The sequence below is a fragment of the Pseudoduganella lutea genome (assembly GCF_004209755.1).
Lineage (GTDB): Bacteria > Pseudomonadota > Gammaproteobacteria > Burkholderiales > Burkholderiaceae_D > Rugamonas > Rugamonas lutea.
In genome coordinates this window covers 3,560,188-3,586,129 of the sequence record NZ_CP035913.1, presented here as the reverse complement: position 1 = coordinate 3,586,129, position 25,942 = coordinate 3,560,188, and the positions used below count along the sequence as shown (strand labels likewise).

General features: G+C 64.7%; 25 protein-coding genes. 8 read left to right on the top strand and 17 right to left on the bottom strand.

From position 1 onward, the window contains the following. Window positions 1-95 precede the first annotated feature (95 nt). The 7 genes from EWM63_RS15175 to EWM63_RS15145 form a co-directional block, all read right to left on the bottom strand. Window positions 96-1,475, bottom strand: coding sequence for a GH1 family beta-glucosidase (locus EWM63_RS15175; protein WP_130187278.1), 1,380 nt, complete (start codon window positions 1,473-1,475; stop codon window positions 96-98). Next, complete coding sequence (locus EWM63_RS15170) at window positions 1,465-2,802, bottom strand: glycoside hydrolase family 5 protein (RefSeq protein WP_130187277.1); 1,338 nt, start codon at window positions 2,800-2,802, stop codon at window positions 1,465-1,467. The genes EWM63_RS15175 and EWM63_RS15170 overlap by 11 nt, the downstream gene beginning before the upstream one ends. 85 nt (window positions 2,803-2,887) lie before the next feature. After that, complete coding sequence (locus tag EWM63_RS15165) at window positions 2,888-3,922, bottom strand: LacI family DNA-binding transcriptional regulator (protein WP_130187276.1); 1,035 nt, start codon at window positions 3,920-3,922, stop codon at window positions 2,888-2,890. Window positions 3,923-3,986: 64 nt separating this feature from the next. Further along, window positions 3,987-5,411, bottom strand: a complete 1,425-nt coding sequence (locus EWM63_RS15160) for a glycoside hydrolase family 30 protein (protein ID WP_130187275.1) — start codon at window positions 5,409-5,411, stop codon at window positions 3,987-3,989. Between the two features lie 202 nt (window positions 5,412-5,613). Further along, window positions 5,614-7,086, bottom strand: a complete 1,473-nt coding sequence (locus tag EWM63_RS15155) for an NAD(P)(+) transhydrogenase (Re/Si-specific) subunit beta (RefSeq protein ID WP_130187274.1) — start codon at window positions 7,084-7,086, stop codon at window positions 5,614-5,616. Then, on the bottom strand, window positions 7,086-7,391 hold the full coding sequence (locus EWM63_RS15150; RefSeq protein ID WP_130187273.1) for a proton-translocating transhydrogenase family protein: 306 nt from the start codon (window positions 7,389-7,391) through the stop codon (window positions 7,086-7,088). The genes EWM63_RS15155 and EWM63_RS15150 overlap by 1 nt, the downstream gene beginning before the upstream one ends. 63 nt (window positions 7,392-7,454) lie before the next feature. After that, on the bottom strand, window positions 7,455-8,567 hold the full coding sequence (locus EWM63_RS15145) for a Re/Si-specific NAD(P)(+) transhydrogenase subunit alpha (RefSeq protein WP_130187272.1): 1,113 nt from the start codon (window positions 8,565-8,567) through the stop codon (window positions 7,455-7,457). 216 nt (window positions 8,568-8,783) lie between these two features. Here EWM63_RS15145 and EWM63_RS15140 point away from each other — a divergent pair, with 216 nt between their 5' ends. Continuing rightward, window positions 8,784-9,266 carry an NUDIX hydrolase gene (locus EWM63_RS15140; protein ID WP_130187271.1) on the top strand — a complete coding sequence of 161 codons (483 nt, stop codon included), beginning with the start codon at window positions 8,784-8,786 and terminating at the stop codon, window positions 9,264-9,266. Window positions 9,267-9,284: 18 nt separating this feature from the next. Then, window positions 9,285-10,397 (top strand): tRNA 2-thiouridine(34) synthase MnmA, encoded by a 1,113-nt coding sequence (gene mnmA, locus EWM63_RS15135; protein ID WP_130187270.1) that lies wholly within the window; start codon window positions 9,285-9,287, stop codon window positions 10,395-10,397. 199 nt (window positions 10,398-10,596) lie between these two features. On the opposite strand, the gene EWM63_RS15130 is transcribed toward mnmA, so the two are convergent. Genes EWM63_RS15130 through EWM63_RS15120 form a run of 3 tightly spaced genes read right to left on the bottom strand, consistent with a single transcriptional unit; the run spans window position 10,597 to window position 12,542 of the window. Further along, window positions 10,597-11,019, bottom strand: coding sequence for a response regulator (locus tag EWM63_RS15130; protein WP_130187269.1), 423 nt, complete (start codon window positions 11,017-11,019; stop codon window positions 10,597-10,599). Between the two features lie 39 nt (window positions 11,020-11,058). Further along, window positions 11,059-11,832, bottom strand: a complete 774-nt coding sequence (locus EWM63_RS15125; protein WP_130187268.1) for a 5'-3' exonuclease — start codon at window positions 11,830-11,832, stop codon at window positions 11,059-11,061. A 35-nt stretch (window positions 11,833-11,867) separates the two neighbouring features. Then, window positions 11,868-12,542, bottom strand: a complete 675-nt coding sequence (locus EWM63_RS15120; protein ID WP_130187267.1) for a glutathione S-transferase family protein — start codon at window positions 12,540-12,542, stop codon at window positions 11,868-11,870. A gap of 188 nt (window positions 12,543-12,730) precedes the next feature. Between EWM63_RS15120 and EWM63_RS15115 the strand changes: the two genes are divergently transcribed. The 3 genes from EWM63_RS15115 (at window position 12,731) to EWM63_RS15105 (ending at window position 16,156) form a co-directional block, all read left to right on the top strand. Next, complete coding sequence (locus EWM63_RS15115; protein WP_130187266.1) at window positions 12,731-15,037, top strand: catecholate siderophore receptor Fiu; 2,307 nt, start codon at window positions 12,731-12,733, stop codon at window positions 15,035-15,037. Between the two features lie 139 nt (window positions 15,038-15,176). Then, complete coding sequence (locus EWM63_RS15110; RefSeq protein ID WP_130187265.1) at window positions 15,177-15,749, top strand: DUF6624 domain-containing protein; 573 nt, start codon at window positions 15,177-15,179, stop codon at window positions 15,747-15,749. Window positions 15,750-15,778: 29 nt separating this feature from the next. Then, a complete protein-coding gene (locus EWM63_RS15105; RefSeq protein ID WP_130187264.1) occupies window positions 15,779-16,156 on the top strand; it encodes a hypothetical protein in 378 nt (125 codons plus the stop codon). A gap of 405 nt (window positions 16,157-16,561) precedes the next feature. Here the strand turns inward: EWM63_RS15105 and EWM63_RS15100 are convergent, their stop codons facing one another. Genes EWM63_RS15100 through EWM63_RS15090 form a run of 3 tightly spaced genes read right to left on the bottom strand, consistent with a single transcriptional unit; the run spans window position 16,562 to window position 19,157 of the window. Further along, entirely contained in the window at window positions 16,562-16,837 is a 276-nt protein-coding gene (locus EWM63_RS15100; protein WP_130187263.1) for a DUF6587 family protein, read from the bottom strand. Window positions 16,838-16,847: 10 nt separating this feature from the next. Beyond that, window positions 16,848-18,737, bottom strand: coding sequence for a ferrous iron transporter B (gene feoB, locus EWM63_RS15095; protein WP_130187262.1), 1,890 nt, complete (start codon window positions 18,735-18,737; stop codon window positions 16,848-16,850). Between the two features lie 18 nt (window positions 18,738-18,755). Further along, window positions 18,756-19,157, bottom strand: coding sequence for a FeoA family protein (locus EWM63_RS15090; protein WP_307720860.1), 402 nt, complete (start codon window positions 19,155-19,157; stop codon window positions 18,756-18,758). Between the two features lie 137 nt (window positions 19,158-19,294). Between EWM63_RS15090 and EWM63_RS15085 the strand changes: the two genes are divergently transcribed. Both EWM63_RS15085 and EWM63_RS15080 read left to right on the top strand, forming a co-directional pair. Continuing rightward, window positions 19,295-19,504: a (2Fe-2S)-binding protein gene (locus EWM63_RS15085; protein WP_130187261.1), complete on the top strand. Its 210-nt coding sequence runs from the start codon at window positions 19,295-19,297 to the stop codon at window positions 19,502-19,504. A gap of 10 nt (window positions 19,505-19,514) precedes the next feature. Next, a complete protein-coding gene (locus EWM63_RS15080; RefSeq protein WP_229487905.1) occupies window positions 19,515-20,291 on the top strand; it encodes an energy transducer TonB in 777 nt (258 codons plus the stop codon). Window positions 20,292-20,503: 212 nt separating this feature from the next. On the opposite strand, the gene EWM63_RS15075 is transcribed toward EWM63_RS15080, so the two are convergent. Both EWM63_RS15075 and EWM63_RS15070 read right to left on the bottom strand, forming a co-directional pair. Then, entirely contained in the window at window positions 20,504-21,184 is a 681-nt protein-coding gene (locus EWM63_RS15075; protein ID WP_130187260.1) for a Fe2+-dependent dioxygenase, read from the bottom strand. Window positions 21,185-21,194: 10 nt separating this feature from the next. Continuing rightward, window positions 21,195-23,498 carry a TonB-dependent receptor gene (locus EWM63_RS15070; RefSeq protein WP_130187259.1) on the bottom strand — a complete coding sequence of 768 codons (2,304 nt, stop codon included), beginning with the start codon at window positions 23,496-23,498 and terminating at the stop codon, window positions 21,195-21,197. Window positions 23,499-23,666: 168 nt separating this feature from the next. Here EWM63_RS15070 and bfr point away from each other — a divergent pair, with 168 nt between their 5' ends. Then, window positions 23,667-24,152, top strand: a complete 486-nt coding sequence (gene bfr / locus EWM63_RS15065) for a bacterioferritin (protein ID WP_130187258.1) — start codon at window positions 23,667-23,669, stop codon at window positions 24,150-24,152. Between the two features lie 34 nt (window positions 24,153-24,186). Here the strand turns inward: bfr and EWM63_RS15060 are convergent, their stop codons facing one another. Next, on the bottom strand, window positions 24,187-25,131 hold the full coding sequence (locus tag EWM63_RS15060) for a PfkB family carbohydrate kinase (RefSeq protein ID WP_130187257.1): 945 nt from the start codon (window positions 25,129-25,131) through the stop codon (window positions 24,187-24,189). Window positions 25,132-25,221: 90 nt separating this feature from the next. Beyond that, window positions 25,222-25,833: a glutathione S-transferase N-terminal domain-containing protein gene (locus EWM63_RS15055; RefSeq protein WP_130187256.1), complete on the bottom strand. Its 612-nt coding sequence runs from the start codon at window positions 25,831-25,833 to the stop codon at window positions 25,222-25,224. Window positions 25,834-25,942: the final 109 nt, after the last annotated feature.

The window sequence follows — 25,942 nt, the reverse complement described above, 5'->3', positions numbered from 1 at the left end:
TATCGTTTTTAAACCGCATGTCGCTGCGCGATTGGAAACGTTACCAATTTGTGCCGCAATTATGGCAACTGGCTGATTTTTTTGTCAACGGGACTTCACACCTGTGGGAATTTCGACACGCCCGCCGGGCCGCCGAGGAAGGCCTGGTACCACTTGCCGCTGTCCTTGAGGATGCGCTCCTGCGTGGAGAAATCGACGTGCGTGAGGCCGAAGCGGCGCGTGTAGCCTTCGGCCCACTCGAAGTTGTCCAGCAGGCTCCACGCGAAATAGCCGGCCACCGGCACGCCCCGTTCGATGGTGTCCCGCAGGGCCGCGAGATGGCGCACGAGGTAGGACGTGCGCTGCGCATCGTGCACCCGGCCGTCCTGCACGACATCGTCGTAGCACGAGCCGTTCTCGGTCACATAGATGGCCGGCGGCCCGTATTGCGCATGGATGCGCTCGAGCAGCTGCGCCATGCCTTCCGGGGCCACTTCCCAGCCGAACGCCGTGCGTTCCACGCCTTCGCGATGCACCACGCGCGCATGCAGCGGCCCCTCGCCCGGCGCGGCCGCGATCACTTCGGGGAAGTAGTAGTTGAGGCCCGTGAAGTCGGTTCGCACGGCGATCGCCTCGAGGTCGCCCGCTTCGATACGCGGCGCGGCATCGCGCACCGCGTCCAGCACGTCGACCGGGTAACCCTTGCCGAACAGCGGGTCGAGGAACCAGCGGTTGCGCAGCCCGTCATGCCGGTGCGCGGCGGCGGTATCGGCCGGGCTGTCGGAGGCGGGACGGATCGGATGCAGGCTGAGCGCCGCGCCGACGCGCGCGCCCGGCACATTGGCGCGGATGACCGGCACGGCGAGACCGTGCGACAGCAGCACGTGGTGGCTGGCCTGCAGCGCCGACGCCACATCGCGGATGCCCGGCGCGTGCATGCCATCCATGTGGCCGTGCATCGCCGTGCACCACGGTTCATTGTGCGTGATCCATTGCGCCACGCGGTCGCCCAGCCGGCGCGTGACGGCATCCACGTAGTCGGTGAAGCGGTGGACGATATCGCGCGCCATCCAGCCGCCGCGGTCCTGCAGCGCCTGCGGCAGGTCCCAGTGGTACAGCGTGGGCCAGGGCTGCAGGTCGCGCTCCAGCATGCCGTCGACCAGCCGTTCATAGAAGTCGAGGCCCTTCGCGTTCGCCGTCACGCCGTCGCCGAAGATGCGCGGCCAGGCGATCGAAAAGCGGTAGGCGTTGGTGCCGAGCGCGCGGGCGATGTCCAGGTCGCCAGGCCAGCGGTGGTAGTGGTCGCAGGCGATGGCGCCGCTCGAACCGTCGCGGATGCGGCCGGGCCTTGCGCTGAACGTGTCCCAGATCGAATCGACGCGGCCATCCTCGTGGCGGGCGCCTTCGATCTGGTACGACGACGTGGAGGTGCCCCAGGTGAAGCCGGCGGGGAAGCCATCGCGCGACAGCGCGGTATCGGGTGCGTTATTGGTCATGGATCTCTCGGATGTTGCGGATGTCGACGGGATGGCGGGTAGTGAGCCAGCGCAGCAGCGGCTCGTGCAAGGCGTAGGGCTGCGTGCCGAACGACCGGAACAGGGCCTCGATGTCGGCCTTCGGCGCGGTGGCGAAATCGATGGACGGCACCTTGCCTGTCGGAGCCAGGTTTTCAGCATTCGTGACCATGCCCCATTTCCCGGTGCCCTGGCCGCCCTGCCGCGTGACGACCTTCCACGACCAGGCGGTGGCGGCCCAGCCGTACCGCGCATAGGTATCGAACGACGCGCGTGCGACCTGCCCGCCCAGCTCCAGGCCCATCATCGCCCAGGGCTGCATTTCGCCGACGAAGAAGGCGGTATCGAGCCGGCGCAGGCGTTCGTCCCATTTGCATACCGTGTCACCCTCAGTCTTTTCCCCTTCAGGTGCACAAGCGAGCCAGTCCCTGTGCACCTTCAGCCCGGGCTTGCCCCAGCCGAAGTGGCCGGGATACGGGTGCATCTCGAATGCCACGTTCGTCATGCCGTGGTCCGCCGGCCTGCCATAGGCATCGATGCCGTTTTTGCTGTGGCCGGGCAGGATGATCACGTGGTTCGCATCGACGGCGCGGATGGCCTGGTACAGCTTGCGCACATTGGCGGCCATCGTGTCCGGATCGGTGCCCCATGGTTCGTTCAGCACGCTGTAGCCGGCCACGGCGCCGCGATCCTTGTAGCGCGAAGCGACCTGCCGCCATAACCACTCGGTGCGTGCCTGGTTGTCCGGCTCGGACCAGTAGGCGTTGCGGTTGGCACAGCCGCTGTGGTGTTCGACACCCTGGCTGCCGGCGGCGCCATGCAGGTCGAGCACCACATACATGCCACGCTTCTCGGCTTGGTCGATGGCGTCGTCGAGGTAGCGCCACGCATCGGCGCGCAGCGTGCGCGGCTTCTTCTCGTCCTCGATGACGGTGTGGATGAACGGCAGCCGCACCACGTTCAATCCATGCCGCCGCATCAGGTCCCAGTCGCGCGTGGTGATCCAGTTGTCACGAAATACCTTGAACAGCCGCTCCCGTTCCGCGTGACCGAAGCGCCGGTCGAGCAATGCCTCGAGCTGGCACTGGTCCTCCACCCCGCTGACCTTGTCGAGCTCCATCATCCAGAATTCGTTGATCAGCCAGTTTCCCAGGTTGGTGCCGCGCAGGATCGCCTGCCGGCCACCGGCGTCCACCCACCGCGTGCCTTCCGTATGCAGCATGGGCAGCGGTGCCTGCGCCAGGGCACCAGGCGTGGCCTGCATCAGCGTGGCCGTGGCGATCAATGCCGCCATCATTCGTTTCCGCATCCGTCTCCTCCGTTTCTCAACGCACTGGAAAGCTTTCCATTATGCCACGAAAAAATGGCGCGCCCGCAGGCACGCCGCTGCACTGCTACTTGCCGCGCTTGCGGGCCTTCGCCACCGATACGGGGCCCAGTGACGCCCGGTGCGTGACGCTGAGCGGATAGCGCCGCGCCACGGCCCGTTCGCCGCCATAGCAGCGGTTCAGCAGCGCGTTCAGGCCAGCCTTGACCACGTCGCGCCAGGGAATGTGCACGGACGTGAGGCGCGGTGCCGAGAACTCGGCGCTGGGCGTGTCGTCGTAGCCGAGCACCGACACGTCGCGCGGCACGGCAATGCCGGCCTCCTGGAAATGCGACAGCGCGCCGACGGCCATTTCGTCATTGGCGCAGAACAGCGCGGTGAATCCGTAATTCGAGGCCAGCAATTCCTTCGCGCACGCGAAGCCGCCTTCCGGCGAAAAGTCGCTCTCGGCGATCCACAGGCTGGCGGTATCGATGCCGCCCTTCTTTAATGCCTTGAGGAAGCCGTCGACCCGCTCCACGTTGTCCGGCGCATCGGACGGGCCGGCGATCACGGCAATCTGGCGGTGGCCCTGCTCCAGCAGCGTGTCCGCCGCCAGCGCGCCACCCTTGCGGTGATCGACCTGGAAGGCCTGCTCGCCAAGGCCGCTGGTGGCATTGTTGACGACCACGATGTTGGCGCCGCGCGCGCCCAGCGCGGCGATATCCTCGTCGCCGAGGATGTTACTCATCGAGATGATGCCGTCGCAGCCGCGCTCCATCAGGAATTCGATGCCTTCGACGGCCTGGCGCAGCGCATCGCCCCGGCCCACGCCGAACGCCACCACCATGTGCAGGCCGTTGGCGCGCAGCTCGAGGTCGATCATCTGCAGGATCGGCGTATAGAACGTGCCCTTCAGGATCGGGATGTACACGCCGATCATCTTCGAATAGCCGGACAGCAGGGCCCGCGCCGCATGCGATGGCCGGAACCCCAGCTCGTCGATCGCCGCGCGCACCTTGGCCTGCGTGGCCGGCGACACCGCGCCCTTGCCGCTGACCACGCGCGATGCGGTGCCGAGTCCCACGCCCGCCAGCCGGGCCACGTCCTTGATGGTTGCCACTACGTTTTCCTATCGTGCTGTAATGACGCAAGCATACTGTATCGGCCGCCCCTGCTCACAGTGCTCACTTCCAGGCGAAGGTTGCCACGCTCTTCGGCGGCAGCGCGTAGGTAAAGGCACGCCCGCCCAGGCGCACGGCGAAACGGCGCGGCGCATCGGCCGCATTGGTGACGAGCAGCGCCAGCGTGCCGTCGGTATTGCGGAAAGCCACCGTGTCCAGGTCCGCATAGCCGCTGCTGGACCAGACACGGTGCGCGCCGGGCCGCACGAAACGGCTGGCATGGGCCAGTGCGTAGTATTCGACGTTGCGCGTGACCTCGCCGGTGCGCGAGTCGATGGTGACGACGCCCCGGCAGTTGTCGCAGCCGCCCAGGTGCGGGCCGCCGTTTTCGTCCAGTGCCAGGTTCCACAGCAGCACGCCCTTCGCCCAGCCGCGCGTGGTGCCGATCACCAGCGTGCGCGTGAAATACAGCAGGTTGTTTGCCCAGCCCGGCGCCCAGCCGCCACCGGAGCATTCGGTGAACCACGTCTCCTTGTCCGGCCAGGTATCGTGCAGCGCGGCCTGCACACGCACGTCGCCGCCGTAGCAGTGCCAGGCCACGCCGGCCACGTAGCGGTTCGCGGCGGGATCGCGCAGCACGGCCGCCGGCGAACCCGGTTCGTCCCAGTTGTGGTCCCAGTCCAGGATGCGCACGCCGGGATGTTCCTTCGCCAGCAGCGGCCCGAGGTGGCCGCCGATGAAGGCCGCGCGCTTGCCCGGATCGACACGCATGCCGGGATAGTTCTTCGGCTCGAAGTGGGGCTCGTTCTGCAGCGTGAGCGCGAAGATCGGCACGCCCTCGGCCTTGTAGGCGGCGACGTATTTCGACAGGTAGGCGGCGAACGGCGCGAACGCTTCCGGCTTCAGCGTGCCCTGGATGAGGCTGTCGGTGCTTTTCATCCAGCCAGGTGCGCTCCAGGGCGAGGCCATCACCTTCAGTTGCGGGTTGATCGCCAGCGCCGCTTTCGTCACAGGCAGCACGTCCGCGCGGTTCGGCTCGATCGAGAAGTGTGCGAGGTCCGGATCGGTCGCGCCGGGCGGCATGTCGTCGAAGCTGTAGTGCGTGCGCGAAAAATCGGAGGCGCCGATGGTCAGGCGCGTGAACGACAGGCCCAGACCGGCGGGCGGCGCGCCGAACAGCTCGTTGAGCAAGGCTTCACGCTGCGAATCCGTCATCCTGTGCTGGATCAGCCAGGCGGAGGCATCGGTGATCGAGGCGCCGAAGCCCGTCATCTGCTGGTAGCGGCGGGTTGGGTCGACGTCGATGATGGTGGGCTCGCTGCCGGCGGCCCCGAACCGCGCATCGTCGCCCCGCTGCATCAGCCGCGACTGGTCGCCGCTGGTGACCCACGCCTGCACCGTCTGCGCCACTGCGCCACCGGTGCCCAGCGCCAGCAACGGCGCCAGCAGTGACACCACCAGCCAGCGCCCCGAACCTGAACCTGCCATGCCTGTCTCCTGACTTGTTCCCGCCCGGCGGCATGCCGATGGAAACGTTACCATTTTCGGGAAATGATACAGGAATTCGACAACTGGCACGAAAAATTTTGGCGCAGAAAAATGACGACGGCCCAGCTTGTGTCCACCTTGGGGTCAGGCCTCAAAGTGGACACAAGCTGGGCCGTATTGGCCGCTTCTAATGCCGGGATGGCTAGTCGACCGCCTTGACCATCTCTTCGATGATCTTCTTGGCGTCGCCGAACACCATCATCGTCTTGTCCATGTAGAACAGCTCGTTGTCCAGGCCCGCGTAGCCGGATGCCATCGAGCGCTTGTTGACGATGACCGTCTTGGCCTTGTAGGCCTCCAGGATCGGCATGCCGGCGATCGGCGATTTCGGGTCCTTGGCGGCGGGGTTGACCACGTCGTTTGCGCCCAGGATCAGCGCCACGTCGGCTTGCGCGAACTCGCCGTTGACGTCTTCCATCTCGAACACCTGGTCATAGGGCACTTCCGCTTCGGCCAGCAGCACGTTCATGTGGCCCGGCATGCGGCCCGCCACCGGGTGGATCGCATACTTGACGGTGACGCCGTGCTCCGTGAGTTTTTCCACGAGTTCCTTCAGCGCGTGCTGGGCGCGTGCCACGGCCAGGCCGTAGCCGGGCACGATGATCACGGTTTCGGCATTACTCATCAGGAACGCCGCATCGTCGGCCGAGCCGGATTTCACCGGCCGCGCGACCTGGGCGCCGCCGGTGGCCGCCGCTGCCGCGTCGCCGCCAAAGCCGCCCAGGATCACGTTGAAGAACGAGCGGTTCATCGCCTTGCACATGATGTACGACAGGATCGCGCCCGACGACCCCACGAGCGAACCGGCGATGATCAGCATGGAGTTGTTCAGCGAGAAGCCGATACCGGCGGCCGCCCAGCCGGAGTAGCTGTTCAGCATGGAGACCACCACCGGCATGTCCGCGCCGCCGATCGGAATGATGATCAGCACGCCCAGCACGAAGGCGATCGCGGTCATGACGACGAAGGGCGTCCAGGCCGGTGCCACCCCGTCGGCGAACACGAATACCAGCCCCAGCGCGATCATCACCAGCGCCAGCACGAGGTTCAGCACGTGCTGGCCGGCGAATACCACGGGCGCGCCCTGGAACAGCCGGAATTTGTACTTGCCGGCCAGCTTGCCGAACGCGATGACGGAACCGGAGAACGTGATCGCGCCGACGAACGTGCCGATGAACAGCTCGATGCGGTTCCCCAGCGGCAGCGGCTCGCCCGGCGCGGCGATGCCGAACGCCTGCGGTTCCGATACCGCGGCCACGGCGATGCAGACGGCGGCAAGGCCGATCAGCGAGTGCATGGCCGCCACCAGCTCGGGCATCTTCGTCATCTCGACGGTCTTCGCGAGATAGGCGCCGATGGCGCCGCCGACGATCACGCCGAATGCAACGAGACCGAAGCCCATGCCGTGGCCGCTGGCGCCGGTACTGGCACTGTCGGCCTGCAATTTCGCGATCAGCGCGATCGTCGTCACCACCGCGATCGCCATGCCGGCCATGCCGAAGGCGTTGCCGCGCCTCGCGCTGGCCGGCGACGACAGGCCCTTCAGCGCCTGGATGAAGCATACGGAGGCAACGAGATACAGCATCGTCACCAGGTTCATCGAGATGAAGGCCATCACTTGCCTCCCTCTTTCTTTTCCTTCTTCCTGAACATTTCCAGCATGCGGCGCGTGACGAGGAAGCCGCCGAACACGTTGACGGCAGCCAGCGCCACCGCCACGGTACCGGCGACCTGGCCGATGAGGCCTTCGGTCAGGCCGGCGGCCAGCATGGCACCGACGATGACGATGGCGGAAATGGCGTTGGTGACGGCCATCAGCGGCGTGTGCAGCGCCGGCGTCACGTTCCAGACCACGTGATAGCCCACATAGATGGCCAGCACGAAGATGATGAGATTGATGATGGTGTGACTCACTTCCACAACGCTCTCCTTGTTTCGATGATGGTCTGGCTCACTTTCATGAAGCTCTCCTTGTTTTCCGGCTTACTTTCTTAATGCGTCTCCGCCGTGCGCCACCAGTGTGGCCTTGATGATCTCGTCCTCGCGGTCGATGACCAGCTTGTCTTCCTTGTCGAGGATCAGCTTGAGGAAATCGAGCACATTGCGGGCATACAGCGCCGAGGCATCGGCCGCCACGTGGCAAGCGAGGTTCGGCTCGCCGACGATGTGGACGCCGTGCTTCACCACCGTGCGGCCAAGCTCGGAAAGCGGGCAGTTGCCGCCCTGCTCCACTGCCAGGTCGACGATCACGGACCCCGGCTTCATGGCCCGCACGGTGTCTTCCGAGATCAGCACCGGTGCCTTCCGGCCCGGTATCAGCGCGGTGGTGATGACGATGTCGGCCTGTTTCGCCCGCTCGTGCACCAGCTCCGCCTGGCGGCGCATCCAGTCCGCGGGCATCGGCCGCGCATAACCGCCCGTGCCCTGGGCGATTTCCTTTTCTTCGTCGGTGAGGAACGGCACGTCGATGAACTTGGCGCCCAGCGACTCGACCTGCTCCTTCACGGGCGGTCGCACGTCGGACGCCTCGATCACGGCGCCGAGCCGCTTGGCGGTGGCGATCGCCTGCAGGCCAGCCACGCCGACACCCATGATCAGCACGCGCGCCGCCTTCACGGTGCCGGCGGCCGTCATCAGCATGGGCATGAAGCGCTGGTAAGTATTGGCGGCCACCATCACGGCCTTGTAGCCGGCGATATTGGCCTGGGACGACAGCACGTCCATCGATTGCGCCCGCGTGATGCGGGGCACGGCTTCCAGCGCAAAGGCGGACAGCCCGGCCGTGGCCATCGCGGCAATGTTGTCGTTATCGAACGGGTTGAGCATCCCGATCAGCACCGTGCCCGCCTTCATCTGTGCGCGCTCCCCGGCATCCGGCGCGCGCACCTTCAGCACGATGTCGCTGCCATAGGCTTCTGCCGCGCCGGCGATCGTGGCGCCGGCGGCGGCATAGGCATCGTCGGGAATGGAGGCGGCCATGCCGGCCCCGGATTGCACAATCAGCTGGTGCTTGCCCGCGAGTTTCTTGACTGTTTCGGGCGTTGCGGCGACGCGTGTTTCGCCCGGCCGCGTTTCGACCGGTATTCCTATCCTCATGAAACGCCTCCGATGTTATTGATCGAGTGAGAGTGCGAAACCGACTGCAGGGTTGAATTGAGACTGACTCAACACTAGCACGGAAATCTTGTCGAATAATCTTTTTCATAAGTCAACGTCGACTTGCTGACAACAAGTGATGTGTGGTGTCACGCGGCAGTCACATGTGTCCGGGCGGAACAGGCTAAAATACCGGCTCTTTCAAGGATGACCTTCATGCCGCGTACCTGGAAACCCAATGTGACCGTTGCCGCCGTCATCGAGCGCGACGGCAAGTTCCTGCTGATCGAAGAAGAAACCAGCGATGGCATCCGCCTGAACCAGCCGGCCGGCCACCTCGACCCACTCGAATCGCTCGAAGAAGCCGTGGTGCGCGAAACGCTGGAGGAAACCGGCTACGACTTCACGCCGACGGCGCTGGTGGGCATGTACATGTCGCGCTACCGCTCGGCGCGCACCGGCGAACTGGTGACTTACCTGCGCTTTGCCTTCTGCGGCGTGCCGGGAGAATTTCACCCGGAGCGCCCGCTGGACGACGGCATCCTGCGCACGATGTGGCTGACGCGCGACGAAATCGCCGCGTGCCGCGAGCGTCACCGCAGCCCGCTGCTGATGACGTGCGTCGACGAATACCTGGCAGGCAAGCGCGCGCCGCTTGAACTGCTGCATACGCACGTCTCGGTCTACGAGGAAGTGTGAACAACACGGATTGATGAAATGAGCAAGAAAAAAGTCGTGATCGGCATGTCCGGCGGCGTGGACTCTTCGGTGTCGGCATGGCTGCTGAAGGAACAGGGCTATGAAGTGGTTGGCCTGTTCATGAAGAACTGGGAAGACGACGACGATTCCGAATACTGTTCCACGCGCCAGGACTGGATCGACGCGGCCAGCGTGGCCGACGTGGTGGGCGTGGATATCGAAGCGGTGAACTTCGCCGCCGAATACAAGGACCGCGTATTCGCCGAATTCCTGCGCGAATACCAGGCCGGCCGCACGCCGAACCCGGACGTGCTGTGCAACGCCGAGATCAAGTTCAAGGCCTTCCTCGACCATGCGATGGTGCTGGGCGCCGACCTGATCGCCACCGGCCATTATGCGCGCGTGCGCCACAATGCCGTGACCGGCACGCACGAACTGCTCAAGGCCGTCGACCACACGAAGGACCAGAGCTATTTCCTGCACCGCCTGAACCAGGCGCAGTTGTCCAAGACGCTGTTCCCGCTGGGCGAGATCCCGAAGACGGAAGTGCGCAAGATCGCCGAGAAGCTCAAGCTGCCGAATGCCGCGAAAAAGGATTCGACGGGCATCTGCTTCATCGGCGAGCGGCCGTTCCGCGAATTCCTGAACCGCTACCTGTCGTACAAGCCGGGGCCGATGAAGACGCCGGACGGGAAAACCGTCGGCGAACACGTGGGGCTGTCGTTCTACACGCTGGGCCAGCGCAAGGGCATCGGCATCGGCGGCGTGAAGAGCTACCAGAAGGAAGACGGCAGCAGCGACGCGTGGTACGTGGCGCGCAAGGACGTGGCCACGAACACGCTGTGGGTGGTGCAGGGCCACGACCACCCATGGCTGCTGTCGCCGGACCTGGCCGCCGACCAGGCCAGCTGGATCGCCGGCGTGCCGCCCGAAGCGGGCCGCATCGCCGCCAAGACGCGCTACCGCCAGGCCGACGTGGCCTGCGACGTGGCGCCCGCCGGCACCAGCGAATTCGCGCTGTCGTTCATGGACCCGCAGTGGGCCGTGACGCCGGGGCAGTCGGCCGTGCTGTACGACGGCGACGTGTGCCTGGGCGGCGGCATCATCGCCGGGCCACGCTCCGCGGGTTAAGCTCTAAGCGGGTGTAGCCGAGACCGCATGCTTGGTGTCAGACACCTTTTTCCGGGCGCTTCTTCCGGAAAAAGGTGTCTGACACCGGTTTTAGCCACCGGTTTTCCCGATTTTCCGACCGGGCTCGCGGAAAACCGGTGTCGTACACCTTTTCGAGCAGGGCTCGAAAAAGTGTACGACACCAGCGGCGCCTACTTTTTCATTCTTCCCCCGCCGGCGCCTGGCCGCCCGCATCCTCCAGCGCCTTCTGTTGCCGCTTCACCATCGCGATCACGGTATTGCGGATCGTCTTCAGCACGGTGCCCGCGTTGAATGGCTTGACGATGTAGCCGTTGATGCCCATCGCGTGGCCCTTTTGCACGGTGGCGGCGTCGAATTCGCTGGAAACCATGAAGATCAGCGCCTTCGGCCATTGCCGGCGCATCGCCTCGACGCCGGGGATGTCCTGCTCCAGCTGGTCGCGGTTGATGCAGACGATCTGCGGGTTGAACTTGATCAGCAGCGCCGTGCCGGCCGCGCAGGTGTGCGCCTGGCCGACGACGTCGTAGCCGCCATCCATCAGCACCGTATTGAGCAGGCCGCGCGCCACTGCGCTGCCGTCGATGATCACTGCCTTCAGCATCGTTGTTCTTTCCTCATTGCCGCGCCCACAGCGTCTCCTTCAACGCTCCCAGGCCAGCATGTTCCAGCTCACGCCCACCGTGACGTCCGTCTTCAGTTCCACCAGCTGACGGGAAAGATACAGCATCTCCCGCTCTTTTCGTAGTGCCTCGCCAACCGTGTCCTTCAGGATGCCGGCGCCGGCCATGATCGCGTCCAGCGAGCCGTAGGTGCGCAGCAGCTTTGCCGCCGTCTTCAGGCCCACCTTGGAAACGCCGGGGATGCTGTCGGTGGCGTCGCCCATCAGCGCCAGCAGGTCGGGCAGCTGGGCGGCCGGCACGCCCCACTTGTTCTCGACCCATGCCTGGTCATGCCATTCGCTCTTGAAGTGGTCCCACACGCGGGCGCCATGGGCGATCAGGCAATGCAGGTCCTTGTCCGTGGTGGCCACGACGGCTTCGCCCCGTTCCTGTTTCAGCCAGCGCATGACGACGGTGCCGATCACGTCGTCCGCTTCCACCCCGGGCAGCGAAACGGGGCGCAGGCCGAACGTTTCCAGCTTTGCGTAGAAGCCCGGCAATGCCGCGCGCAACGGTGCCGGCATGGGCGCGCGCGATTCGCGATAGCCACCGTACAGCGCGTGGCGCCACGTCGTGCCGCCATAGTCGAAGGCGGGCAGCACGTGCGTGGGTTCATGGCCGTTGATCAGCGTGCGGAAGGAGTTGAGCGCATGGCGCAGTGCGATCTCGGCCTTCAGGTCCGAGTCAGGCTCGGGGCTCGCTTCATACACGCGCCGCACGATGTTCAGGCCGTCGATGGCTAGCAGGCGTCCCATGGCAAAAATGCCGATTCTACCGCACGCCCGGGCACCTAGCGCAGCAGTTCGTAAGGCCCGCCCTGTTCCAGCGCGCGCGCATAGGCCGGCCGCGCATGGATGCGTTCCAGGAAGGCCGCCAGCTTCGGATGACTGGCCGCATCGAGGCCGCCGCGCGACGCGGCCGCTTCCAGCGGAAAGCTCATCTGGATATCGGCCGCGCTGAACGCGTCGCCGGCGAACCATGCGTGCCGGCCCAGTTCTCCTTCCAGGTAATCGAGGTGCTGGCGGATCTGCGGCAGGATGTAATTGGCCTTCACCTTCTGCGCGATGCCGCGCGCGATCGGCTTCACGAAGAAAGGCGCCGGCGCCGTTTCCACGCGGTCGAAGATCAGCTTCATCAGCAGCGGCGGCATCATCGATCCTTCCGCGTAATGCAGGAAATACGTCCAGCGGCGTTTTTCCGGCGTGCGCACGGGCGGCCGCAATCCGATCTGGTCATAGTGATCCAGCAGGTATTCGATGATCGCACCGGATTCGGCCACGGTGCAGTCGCCATCCACGATGACCGGCGATTTGCCCAGCGGGTGCACGGCCTTCAGCTCGGGCGGCGCCAGCATCGTGCGCTTGTCGCGCTCGTAGCGCACGACCTGGTAGGGCAGGCCCAATTCTTCCAGCAGCCACAGCACGCGCTGCGAACGGGAATTGTTCAAGTGATGGACGGTGATCATGTGGTGCCTGGTTACCCGCAAGTTGGTGAAAACCGCAGCTTAGCACTTCCCTATCGTGACACGACTACCACAGATGGCGATGAATAGCGCTACCAAGAATGCGAATGATAACAATTCTCGTTTACATACTTTGCCACAATTGCTACAGTGGCTGTCTTTACACAAACTTACACGGAAGTTGTTAAGAAATGACCCAGATTAAGAGTCGTAAGCACCCTACCCGTTTGCAGATGAGCACCGTGCTGGCCACGCTGCTGTTGCCGGCCGCCGCCGTGCACGCAGCCGAGCCGCAGGAAAAGCAGATGTCCGAAGTCGTTGCCGAGGCAACGAAGGAAAATGAATTCAAGGCGGAACGCGCATCGTCGCCGAAGTACACGGAAAAGCTGGTGAACACGGCCCAGACGATCACCGTGATCAAGAAGGAACTGTTCGAGCAGCAGAACGCCACCACGCTGACCGAGGCGCTGCGCAATTCGCCGGGCGTGGGCACGTTCTTCCTGGGTGAAAACGGCAACACCAATACGGGTGACGCGATCTTCCTGCGCGGCTTCGACACGTCCGGCAGCATTCACGTGGATGGCGTGCGCGACATCGGCTCGATCTCGCGCGACGTGTTCAACATTGAACAGATCGACGTGCTGAAAGGCCCGGCCGGCACCGATACGGGGCGCGGCGCACCAACCGGCTCGGTCAACCTGCAATCGAAGCAGGCCAACCTGGAAAACGCGATCTCGGGTTCGATCACCGGTGGCAGCGGCAGCCAGAAGCGCGCCACCGCCGACATCAATCGCGTGCTGAACGCCGAGAGCGGCATTGCCTTCCGCCTGAACGTGATGGCACAGGATTCGGAAAGCGCATCGCGTGACGTGGTGAAGAACAAGCGCTGGGGCGTGGCGCCGACGATCGCCTTCGGCCTGGGCGGCAAGACCCGTGCGCACCTGTCCTACCTGCACATCAAGCAGGACAACATCCCCGACGGCGGCGTGCCGACCATCGGCCTGCCCGGCTACACGAGCCCGGACAGCCGCAATCCGAACCCTGCCCTGCGCCGCGAATTCCTGAACAACGCACCGATGGTCGACCCGCGAGGCTTCTATGGCCACGTGAGCGATCACGACGACGTGAAGGCCGACATGGCCACCGTCCGCATCGACCATGATTTCTCGCCGAACCTGCGCCTGCAGAACACCTCGCGCTATGGCAAGACCAGCCAGCAATACCTGCTGACCGCGTTCATGATGGGCCCTACCAGCACGAATGCCACTACGGGCGTGGTCACGCCCTCCACCCTGATCACGCCGAACCCGGCCGATCCATCGACGTGGATGCTGCGCCGTGCCACCCGCACGCTGAAGGATCAGGAAAACCGCATCGTCGCCAACCAGACCGCGGTGACGTGGGATGTGACGACTGGCACGCTGCAGCACACCGTCGTGGGCGGCCTGGAATTCATCAGCGAAAAACAGAACACGTATGCCCGTACGGGCGCCGGCACGCTGACCGAAACGCTGCTGTATACGCCGAAGGCCAACATCACGCTTACTGGCCTGAACAACGTGCGCACCGGCGCCGGAGCCCAGGGCAGCACCGATACGCAGGCGCTGTACCTGTTCGATACCGTGAAGATCGGCGACAAGTGGATCGTCAACGGCGGCGTGCGCGTCGATCACTATGACCTCGACTACTTCGCCACCGCGCTGACCAACAACGTGTTCGTGCCGACCGTGCTGTCCGACAGCGACACGCTGACCACCGGCAAGCTGTCGGTGCTGTACAAGCCGACCGCCAACAGCAGCGTCTACGCCACCATCGCCAACTCGAAGCAGCCGCCGGGCGGCGCGTCGTTCAGCCTGTCCACGTCGGCCAGCAGTGCGGCCAATGCGGCGTTCGATCCGCAGGAAACGCTGACCAAGGAAATCGGCACCAAGTGGGACCTGGTGGACCAGAAACTGGCCGTCACCGCCGCCTACTACATCACCGACGTGAAAAACGAAGTCGAGGCCGATCCGACCGACGCCACGCGTTACTACCAGACCGGCAAGAAACGTGTCGAAGGCATCGAGCTGGGCGTGCAGGGCCAGATCACGCCGAACTGGATGATCAGTGCTGGCTACACGCACATGAAGACCAGCGTGGAAGCGGGTCGCCTGGTGACCGCCAACGCCGAGAATGCCCTGACGTACACGCCGAAGGATGCGTTCACCAGCTGGACCACGTACAGCTTCCCGTTCGGCCTGACGGTCGGGGGCGGCGTGCGCTACAACGGCAAGCTGCTGCGCGGCACCGATGGCGCCGTGGGCACCCCGGCTTACGCGAAGAGCTACTGGGTGGCCGACGCAATGGCTTCGTATGCCCTCACGAAAAACGTCGACCTGCGCCTGAACGTGTACAACCTGGCGGATGAGGAATACGTTGCCGCGATCAACAAGAGCGGCTACCGCTACACGCCGGGCACCCCGCGCTCGGCCAGCCTGACGGCGAACTTCCGCTTCTAAGGCTTGTAAAGAGTTTCATCGCTTTATCCTTCAGACTTCGCGCCACCTTCGGGTGGCGTTTTTTTTTGGCGCTGTGGACATTGGCGAGATTTCATGGCCGTTCCCGCTTCTACAATGCTGCTTTCTCGACGGGAGACCCATGCGCCTGCTGCTGCCACTTGTGCTGCTGTCCACCACCGCCAATGCGGCCGACGTGGCCTTGCCGGCCTTGCGCGCCGACCTGCTGCGCTGGCAGGAAATCGACCAGGCAGTACTGAAGGGCGACGCATCGCCGGGCATGGTGGCGGTCGTGCAGCGGCGTCACACGGCGGAACTGAAATCGGTGTTCGCCCGGCATGGCTGGCCGACGATCGCGATGGTGGGCAAGGATGCCAGCCAGGCGGCATGGCTGCTGGTGCAGCATGCTGACGAGGATCGCGCCTGGCAGCGCACCGTCCTGCGGGCGATGGAGCCGCTCGTGGCGGCAAACGAAGTGGTGCCGCAAAGCTTTGCGTATCTGTCCGACCGTGTGGCGGTGGGCGCCGGGGAAGCGCAGCTCTACGGCACGCAGGGGCGCTGCGTGGCACGGCTTCGATGGGAGCCGCATCCGCTGCGCGTGCCTGAGGAAGTCGATGCGCGGCGGGCCGGCATGCAGTTGCCGCCGCTGGCCGATTACCGGGCCATGGCGTCCGAACGCATCTGCGCCGGGTTCGGCGAACCGGGGCTGGAATGAAAGACCAATCCACCACGAAGGCGCCGCCGATGAAAACGTCCCGCAAGCGTGCCCTGTTTTACCTGGCCGAAGCAGCCCTGATCGCCGCGCTGCTCTTCCTGCCGGTGGACAGCGACCTGCGGGCGCTGACGGCCGGTGGCCTGTTCATGCACCTCACCAACAGCCTTGCCGGCCTGCTGTTCGAGTGGCGCATCGCCGCCATGGAGCCCGGTTCGGACAGCATTTTCGGCATCTCGAACGACACGATAATCAAGTGCGTGATGGCCGCCAGCATCGCGGCGATGGCTTCCTGGCCGCTGCTGCGAACGAATGGAGCCTGGATAGGCGGCGTTCTCATGCTCGCGTGGGGTGTCGAATCGCTACTGGTGCACCCAAAACAAAACCCGGGGCAAGCCCGGGTTCGTTGACCGCTTCTTCGCCAACCAGAGCGTTGGTGGCACTACGGTGTTGGGCTGGTGTCGCCTCACACGAATCGCAGGAACCGCCACCGCTGCAAAAATAGGGACGGACCCTAATGCCGTTCAGTTAACGGAATTCGATGCACTCCGCGACGCTAGCGTATTGGTGTCGGACACCGGCATCTTGGTGTCGGACACCGGTTTTCGCGTATGTCGCCGACTTTCGGAGCGGAAAACCGGTGTCCGACACATTTTCCGGATAAAGCGCCCGGAAAAAATGTCCGACACCAAGCACGCTAGCGGCACCTTGAATGGCCACGTCGGCTTAACTGAACGGCATTAGGGACGGACCCTGTTTTTCAAGAAATTTCCTGAAAAACAGGGTCCGTCCCTATTATTTTGACGATGGTGCGGTCAGCGCTGCACGTTCAGCATGATCACGCGCCGTTTGGTGCCGCTGTCTTCCGCGGTATCGATGGGTGCCGGCGTCGTGTCGCACGAGCCGCAGGAACCGCAGCCGCTGCCGCAGTCGGACTGCACCTTGAACAGCTTCGCCAGCTTGTCCTGGTCGAAGCCTTTTTTCGACAGCGCGTAGACCATCCGCTGCCGCAGCGTGGCGGGCAGGAATTTCCGGCACGCCTGCGCGAGGGCGGCGATGACGATGAGCGCTACGATCAGTTCCTGCCACATGGCGAACTCCTCAAGCCCCCAGCAGGCGGGCGGTCTGGTAAACGATGAACGAGGCGGCGTAGGCCAGGCCGAACATGTAGCCGGCCATCATCAGCGCATAGCGGGTGTGGCCCGTTTCGCGCTTGACCACCGACAGCGTGGCCAGGCATTGCGGCGCATACACGTACCACGTGAGCAGCGACAGCGCCGTGGCCATCGACCACGTGCTGGCCAGCAGCGGCGCCAGCGCGGTGGCCACTTCGTCGCCGGTCTGCGACAGCGCGTACACGGTGCCCAGGGCGCCCACGGCCACTTCGCGCGCGGCCATGCCCGGTACCAGCGCGATGCAGATCTGCCAGTTGAAGCCGATCGGCGCGAACACGAATTCCAGCGCGCGGCCGATAATGCCCGCCACGCTGTAGTAGATCGGCGGATGGATAGCGCCTTCCGGCGCGCCGGGGAAGCTCGACAGCGCCCACAGCAGGATCGTCAGCGTGAGGATCAGCGTGCCGACGCGCAGCAGGAAGATCTTGGCGCGCTCCCACAGGCCGATGGCCAGGTTGCGCAGGTTCGGCACGTGGTAGTTCGGCAGTTCCAGCATCAGCGCATGGCGGCGCTTCGCGCCCATCGTGCGCTTCATGACCCAGGCCACGATCATCGCCGAGATGATGCCGGCGAAGTACAGCACGAACAGCACCAGGCCTTGCAGGTTGAAGATGCCGCCGACTTCGCGGTCCGGGATGAACGCGGCGATCAGCAGCGCATACACGGGCAGGCGCGCCGAGCATGTCATCAGCGGCGCGATCATGATCGTCACCAGGCGGTCGCGCGGGTTCTGGATCGTGCGCGCGGCCATCACGCCGGGAATCGCGCAGGCGAACGACGACAGCAGCGGAATGAACGCGCGGCCCGACAGGCCCACGCCGCCCATCAGGCGGTCGAGCAGGAAGGCGGCGCGCGGCAGGTAGCCGCAATCCTCGAGCACGAGGATGAAGAAGAACAGGATCAGGATCTGCGGCAGGAACACGATCACACCACCAACGCCGGCGATCACGCCATCGACCAGCAGGCTGCGCAGCACGCCTTCGGCCATCACGCCCTGCACGGCTTCGCCGATCGCGCCGAACGTGCCCTCGATCAGTTCCATCGGTGCTTCGGCCCAGCTGAACACGGCCTGGAAGATCAGGAACATCAGCACCGCCAGGATCACCGGGCCGACGACGGGGTGCAGCACCACGTTGTCGATCTTGTCGGTGCCCGTTTCGCTGCCCTGGATATTGTTGGTCGCCACGGAGAGGATGCGGCGCACCTCGCGCTGCGTGTCCTCGACCGAAACGGTGTCGATGGCAGCCAGTGGCCGCGCCTTCACGGGCGCCAGCGGGCCCAGTTCGTCCAGCGCGCGCAGCAGCGATTTTTCGCCGCCGCTTTGCACCGCCACCGTCTCCACCACGGTCATGCCCAGTTCGCGGGCCAGCCTGTCGGCGTCGATCTCGATGCCGCGCTTGCGGGCCACGTCCACCATGTTCAGGCACAGGATCATCGGCAGGCCGAGGCGCTGCACTTCCAGCGCGAGGCGCAGGTTCAGGCGCAGGTTGGTGGCATCGACCACGCACACCACCAGGTCGGGCGCGGTTTCGCCCGCGCGCAGGCCGGCCACCACGTCGCGCGTGATCTCTTCATCCGGCGTGTGCGCCTTCAGGCTGTAGGCGCCCGGCAGGTCCAGCACCTTGAACGCATGCCCTGCGGGCGACGTGAAATGGCCTTCCTTGCGGTCGATCGTCACGCCCGCGTAATTGGCCACTTTCTGGCGCGCGCCCGTCAGGCGGTTGAACAGCGCCGTCTTGCCGCAGTTCGGATTGCCCAGCAAAGCAATCATCGGCGCACGGCTCACGGCCTGCGCCACTTTCTCGGTAACACCCATGCTATGTAAGACCTCGTTTTATTCAGGCTGGATCGCGACCAGGGCCGCTTCGAAACGGCGCAATGCAAAGGTCGAGTTGCCGACCCGGATCGCCAGCGGCTCGCCGCCGGGCATGCCGCGCTTGAGCATGCGGATTTTTTCGCCGGGCACGAAACCCAGCTCCATCAGGCGGCGCGCGAGGTCGGCGCCATCTTCCGTATCGGGGGAATTGCCGGGCGCCACGCGCACCACCGTGCCGCTTTTGCCGACTGCAAGCGCGTCAAGGCTGATGGAGGAGGGAGCAACGGTCATGGCAATTCTCTCGCGGAAATCAATCTGGTCATTATAGAGGCAAATGCGAATGGTTTGTATTTGCAGGTATCGCTTGCATTGTACGCGGTGTTGCGGCAGAATAGGAAACGTAATGATAATGATTCTCATTAAGAAAGTCGTAAGGTTGGCAGCTTTGCCATAAGTTTTTCGGGACTGTCCCGAAGCGAATGCAGGCTCCCGGCAACTTTCTCGTAATGAGTCCGCCCTGTGCGGTTTTCCTGTCTTATTAGCCAGAAGGTGTTTCAATGATCGTTTGCGTTTGCAACAACATCTCCGATCGAGAAATCCGTCAAGCCATCGACCTTGGTATCAGCACCATGGACGGGCTGCGCGAAGCACTGGGTGTTTCCACCTGCTGCGGCAATTGCCTGGACTATGCCGTTGATGTGCTGAACGAACACGTGGCCGCGCCGATCCAGGAAACGGTTCTGAAGCGCCCCACCCTCACTACCTGAGAAAAATTCCATGCAAACGCTGCCCGGCCTTCCCCGGCCAGGCGTGTCGCGGCTCGGGCTGAATTCTCTGAGCCTGCCCCGATCCACGTCCAAACCTTCCGCCGCACCTGTTGAGGCGGCCAATTCAGCGCCCCCCGATTTCACCCTCGGCAGTGGCCGCAACAAGTCCGGCAAGATCGCCGCCATCGTTGCCCTCCACCTGGTGGGTTTCTGGGCCATGCAGAACAGCATGGTGGTCGATGCCGTGAAAAAGCTGCCGCAGGTCGTCGACGTGACGTTCGTGGCACCGCCCGCGCCGCCGGCACCGCCTGCGCCGCCCAAGGTGGTCGAAGTGGCCATCAAGCCGCCGCCCGTCTTCACGCCGGTGATCCCGCAACTGCCGATCGTCATCGAAAACACGATCACCGTGCCGCCGGCACCGGTCAAGCCGGCCGAGCCTGCGCCCATGGTGGCCGCCGCGCCGGCGCCACCGGCCCCGCCAGTCGCCGCCCCGCCGGCGCCCGCTTCGCCGAAACTGGTCACGGGCGTCGAATACGTGCGGCAGCCGCAGCCGGTCTACCCGTCGATTTCGCGGCGGCTGGGCGAAACGGGTGTCGTCACCCTGCGCGTGCTGATCAGCGAGAAAGGCACGCCGGAACAGGCGACGGTGCAAAAGACGTCCGGTTCCCAGAACCTGGACGAAGCCGGCCGCCAGGCCGCGCTGCGCAGCCTGTTCAAGCCTTATATGGAAGATGGCAAGCCGGTGCCGGTGTACGTGCTGGTGCCGATCAACTTCAAGCTGTCGTAACGGGCCGGCAGACGAAAAAAAAGACAGGCTTTGGCCTGTCTTTTTTTATTCCGTAACGCCTGCACGCCTGGTGTCGGACATATTTTCTGGGCTGTTCAGAAAATGTGTCGGACACCGGTGTTCGGCCGCTGCATTGTTGCAGCACGAGAAAACCGGTGTCTGACACTTTTTCTGGATGATGCGCCCAGAAAAAATGTCAGACACCAGACCCCTCATGTCTCCGCCCACATCCGCAGCAGGTTGTGATAGTGACCGGTCAGCCCGACGGTGGCCGGGCTGTCGCCGTGGGCGGCGCGCACGGACTGGATGTTCTGGTCCAGCTCGAACAGCATCGTGCGTTGCCAGTCGTCGCGGACCATGCTTTGCGTCCACAGGAACGAGGCGAGGCGTTCGCCGCGCGTGACCGGTTCTACCCGGTGTACCGTTGTCGACGGATACAGGATCGCGTCGCCAGCCGGCAGTTTCACTTCGTGCGTACCGTAGGCATCGGTGACGATCAGCTCGCCGCCGTCGTACTCGTCCGGCTCGGACAGGAAGACCGTGGTGGACACGTCGGCGCGCAGCGGTGCCGCGCCGGGCGACGCCACGCGGATGGCGCCGTCGATGTGGTCACCATACGTTTCGCCGCCGGCATAACCGTTGAAGTACGGCGGCAGGATCCGCAGCGGCAGCGCCGCCGCGAAGAACAGCGGGTTGGCCGTCAGGGCGCGGGCAACGATGCCGCCCAGCTCGACGGCCAGCGGCGAACCTTCCGCCAGTTGGCGATTGCGCTTGACTGCCGCCCCCTGCGAGCCGACGCTGGCGCGCCCGTCGATCCAGTCCGCCTGCGCGAGGCGTTCACGGAACTGCCGGATCTGCTCGGGCGTCAGCACGCCGGGGATGTGCAGGATCACGCCGGGTTCCTCAGTACTTGAAGCTGGCGGTCAGCGATGCGCTGCGGCCGGCCGCCACACCCGCGTAGTGCGGCGAGGAGACCTTGTCGTAATACAGCTTGTCCGACAGGTTCTGCACGTTCAGCTGCAAGCTGATGTTGGGATTGACGATGTAGTTCGCCATCGCATCGAAACGGGTGTAGCCCGGCGCCCACTTGTTGTTGTTGACGTTGGCGTACACCTTCGACATCGAGTTCAGGCCACCGCCCACCGTCAGGTTCGGCAGCACCTTGTACGTGGTCCACAGCGAAGCGCTGTGCTTTGGCGTGGTCGGGAACACGTTGCCGTTGAACGGCGAAGCCGACCAGACCGGCGCGGCGGCGGTGCCCGTGTTGACGAAGCCATTGTCGTCGACCTTGCCGTCGAGCCACGTGTAGCCGCCGAACACCTGCCAGGCGGTGGTGATGCTGCCCGAGGCGCCCAGCTCGAAGCCGCGCACGCTCTTCTTGCCCACGTTCTGCGTGGTGCCGTCCGGCGCCGTCACGCGGGCGTTGTTCATGTCGCTCTTGAAGATCGCGGCGGACAGCGACAGGCGGCGTGCCAGCACTTCCCACTTGGTGCCCAGCTCGAAGTTGCGGCTTTCCTGCGGCTTCAGGTACTGGATGGCGGCGGTCAGGCCGTCCAGGCCATCGCCGGCATCATTGCCCGGTGGCGTGGACGACGTGCCGTACGACAGGTACACGCTGCTGTTCGCGGCAGGCTTGTACACCACGCCGGCCTGGTAGTTGGTGAACGTGGCATTCGCCTCGGCATGCGTGGCGGCGGTCGTGGTGCCGTTCAGCGTGTATTGCGGCGTATCGAGCACGGAGCGGTAATCGTCCCAGCGCACGCCCACGTTCAGCAGCCACTGCGGCGTGAACTCGATCGTGTCGATCGCGTACGCGGCGCGGGTGTTGGTGCGCACGGCCGTTTTTGCCGGCGACAGCGCGCGGTTGTAGGCCCATGGGTCGTCCGGGTTGGCGCCGACCAGCGGGGCGCAGTTGTACAGCGTCTCGGCGCCCGAGGTCGGGCACGTGAACGTCCTCGTCAGCGGGTTGTTAGTGCCCGGCGTGAAGAGGTAGGTGCCGCGGTCGGTCTGCTCGCGCGAGAACTCGATGCCGGTGCTGAAGTTGTGCTTCAGGGTGCCGGTGCGCACTTCGCCGGACAGCGCGGTGTTGTTGGCCAGCGTTTCCGTTTCCGTCACGCGCGTGTTGGCGCGGCGCCACACGGTGCCGTACAGGACCACGTTGCCTTTCGAATCGTCCGGCTGCGTCCACACGTAATCCTGGCTCGTCTTGCCGTAGCGCGTCACGTTGCGCAGCGTCAGGCCGTTGCCGAAGTCGTGCTTGACGTCGACGGTGGCGATATCGGTTTCGGTGTCGCGGAAATCGCGGTTCGTCAAACCCCAGAAGCTGTCGCGCGGCACGGACAGCGGCGTGCCGTTGCCGTTCTTCGCCACGTTGGGACCAGTGCTGAACGGGTTGTTGAACGGGATGCCGGTATCGGGCAGCTCGCTCGACTCCATGTGGTAGTACGACAGGTTAACCTGGGTCGGACCCGACAGGCCAAAGCCGATCGTCGGCGCGATGCCCCAGCGGTCGCCGCCCACGGGGCCGCGGCCCGCCACGTCGTTCTCATGGCCCATCACGGCAATGCGGAACGCGGAATCGGTGCCGATCTGGCGGTTGACGTCGGCCGTCACGCGCTTGTAGTTGTCGGTGCCGAAGCCCACGGAGCCGTTGTAGAAGTTGTCCAGCTTGGCCGTCTTGCTGACGATGTTGACGCCGCCGCCGGCCGAGGAACGACCGCCGTAGGCGGAGTTCGGGCCCTTGACGACTTCGACCTGCTCGATCGCGAACACTTCGCGCGATTGCGAACCACTGTCGCGGATGCCGTCGATATAGGTGTCGGTCTGGGCGTTGTAGCCGCGGATGAACAGGTTGTCGCCCACCGGATTGCCGCCTTCGGCCGCGCCCATCGTGATGCCGGGCACCGTGCGCAGCGCGTCGACCAGCGACGTGGCGCCGGTCTGTGCGATCACTTCGCTTGGCACGACGGTCACCGATTTCGGGGTGTCGAGCAGCGGCGCCGTGAACTTGTCGGACGCGGAACGCTGCGGAATCTGGAATTCGTTGTTGACGGCGCGGCCGGTGACGGTCACTTCCGGCATCTTGTTGTCACCCTGCTGGGCAACGGGATCGGTACGGGTTTCAGCGTGCAAGGCGAGCGGCATCGCCAGGGTGGCGAGTGCGGCGAGCGTGGCTGGCGAATGCTTGCGGCTCTTGATGAACGACATGTTTTCCTTGTTGTAGCGTTGGCATAAAACGTGAATGATAATAGTTTTCATTTGCTTTCGCAACGCCATTACACCATTTTGACCACGGATGCAAGGGGTTTGGCTTGGGGATGTTGTCTTTGTGTGAGAAAATGCCACGATCGACAAACATCAAGAAAAGGCTTTCCCATGAAGGGCGATAAAGACGTCATCCGTTTGCTGAACGCACAGCTGACGAACGAACTCACCGCGATCAACCAGTACTTCCTGCACGCACGGATGTACAAGCACTGGGGCCTGGCCAAGCTGGCGAAAAAGGAATACGAGGAATCGATCGGCGAAATGAAGCACGCCGACAAGCTGATCGACCGCATCCTGATGCTGGACGGCCTGCCGAACCTGCAGGCGCTGCACAAGCTGCTGATCGGTGAAAACACCCAGGAAATGCTGGAAGCCGACCTGAAACTGGAGCGCGGCGCCCACGTGACCGTGGTGGAAGGCATCGCCCAGGCGGAAAAAGTGGGCGACTACGTGTCGCGCGACCTGCTGTTGACGATCCTGGAAGACACCGAGGAACACATCGACTTCCTGGAAACGCAGCTGGACCTGATCGGCAAGGTCGGCATCCAGAACTACCTGCAGACGCAGATGGCGCCTGCGGACGAAGCGCACTGATCGCGCATGGCCCGGGCGGCGCCTGGGCCGGTCTTCAAGTCCCCTCGGGCTCGCCCGCCCACTGTTCCAGCCAGCGGGCGTAGCTCGACAGCTCCTGCGGCACCGCGCCCGCATGGCCGCAGGAAGCCGCCGCGAACGCATTCGCGCGTGCCAGTGTCCGTTCCATCGTCCAGCCGCGCAGCCGGCCCAGCAGGAACACCGCGTTGAACGCATCCCCCGCCCCCACCGAATCGACGAAGCATGCGCTGCTGCCCGTGCCGTGATCGGCCAGGTGCGCGCCATCGGCCGACAGGTACAGCGCGCCGCGCGCCCCCATCGTGACCAGCAGCGCGGACAGCGAAAAATTGTGCATCATCGCGCGGCATTCCGTATCGACCGAGATGCATTCCATGTTCACCGTGTCCGGGCAGGTGTGGCAGTACCACTTGAACAGCTGCTGCAATTCCTCTTCGTTGACTTTCACTATGTCGGCCTGCTGCAGCGAATCGAACACGATGGCTTCGTCCACGTGGCCGGGGCGCAGGTTCAGGTCGAGGAAGCGCACCGCTTCCGTCTGCTCGAGCAGGCCGTGCAGGGCGGCCCGCGAAACCGGATCGCGCTGGGCCAGCGTGCCGAAACAGAAGATGCCGGGGCGGGCGGCCTGCACGGCGGCCAGCGCGGCGGTGCCGTCGATATGGTCGTAGGCCTGGTCGGGCACGATGGTGAAGCGGTGGCTGCCGTCGGAGCCCACTTCCACGTGCACGCTGCCGGTGGCCTCGCCGGCGCCCGTTTGCAGGCCCGTATCGGACAGGCCGAAGCGCGTGAATTCGTTGCGGACCAGCGCGCCGTTATCGTCGGCGCCGATGCGGGTGACCATCGTGACGGGCAGGCCGAAACCGGCGAGGTGCCGGGCCAGGTTGAACGGCGCGCCGCCAACCACCCGCTGGGTGCTGAAATCGTCCACCAGTGCTTCGCCGAAAATCGCTACAGGTTGATCCATGGCCGCCCCGCTCTATCGTGACGCCACAGTGTAGCGCAATGCATTGGGGGCCGACGCGCGCGCATGGCGCATGGAGGATGAGCGCTGCCCTCAGGCCTGGGGTTGCGTGTCCCGGAACGATGGCCGTTCGTGGAGCTTGCTGGCCAGCCGGCCCAGGTTCGGATGCGTGCCGCGCCAGTCGATCTCGGGGAAGCGGAAACTCAGCCAGCCCAGCGTACAGCCCACGGCCACGTCCGCCAGCGAATAGTGGTTGCCGGTGCACCAGGGCGCGTCGGCCAGGCGCTCCGACAGCGATGCCAGGCCGCGCGTGAGCTTCGACATCTGGCGCTCGATCGCCGCCTCGCTTTGCAGTTCGGCCGGGCGCTGCGTGCGCTCGGCACGCACGGCCGCGCCGGCATCGGTCACGCCATCGGCCAGCGCTTCCCAGTTCTTCACGTCTGCCCGCTCGCGGCCGTTCGGCGGCAGCAGCTTGCAGACCGGCGTGAGCGTATCGAGGTATTCGACGATGACGCGCGAGTCGTACATCACATAGCCGTCTTCCATGACCAGGCACGGCACCTTGCCGAGCGGGTTGACGAGATGGATGTCGGTGTCCGCAGCCCACACGTTCTCGAGCTGCATCTGGTAATCGAGCTTTTTTTCCGCAAGCACGACGCGCACCTTGCGCACATAGGGACTGGCGAGAGAACCGATCAGTTTCATGGCAGGCACCGGGTGGGAGTGTGGCCCAGTATAGCATCGGGTCCCGCGGCCCTGTGGCCCTGTGGCCCTGTGGCCCTGTGGTCCTGTGGTCCTTCTGCGCCGCCCGGCG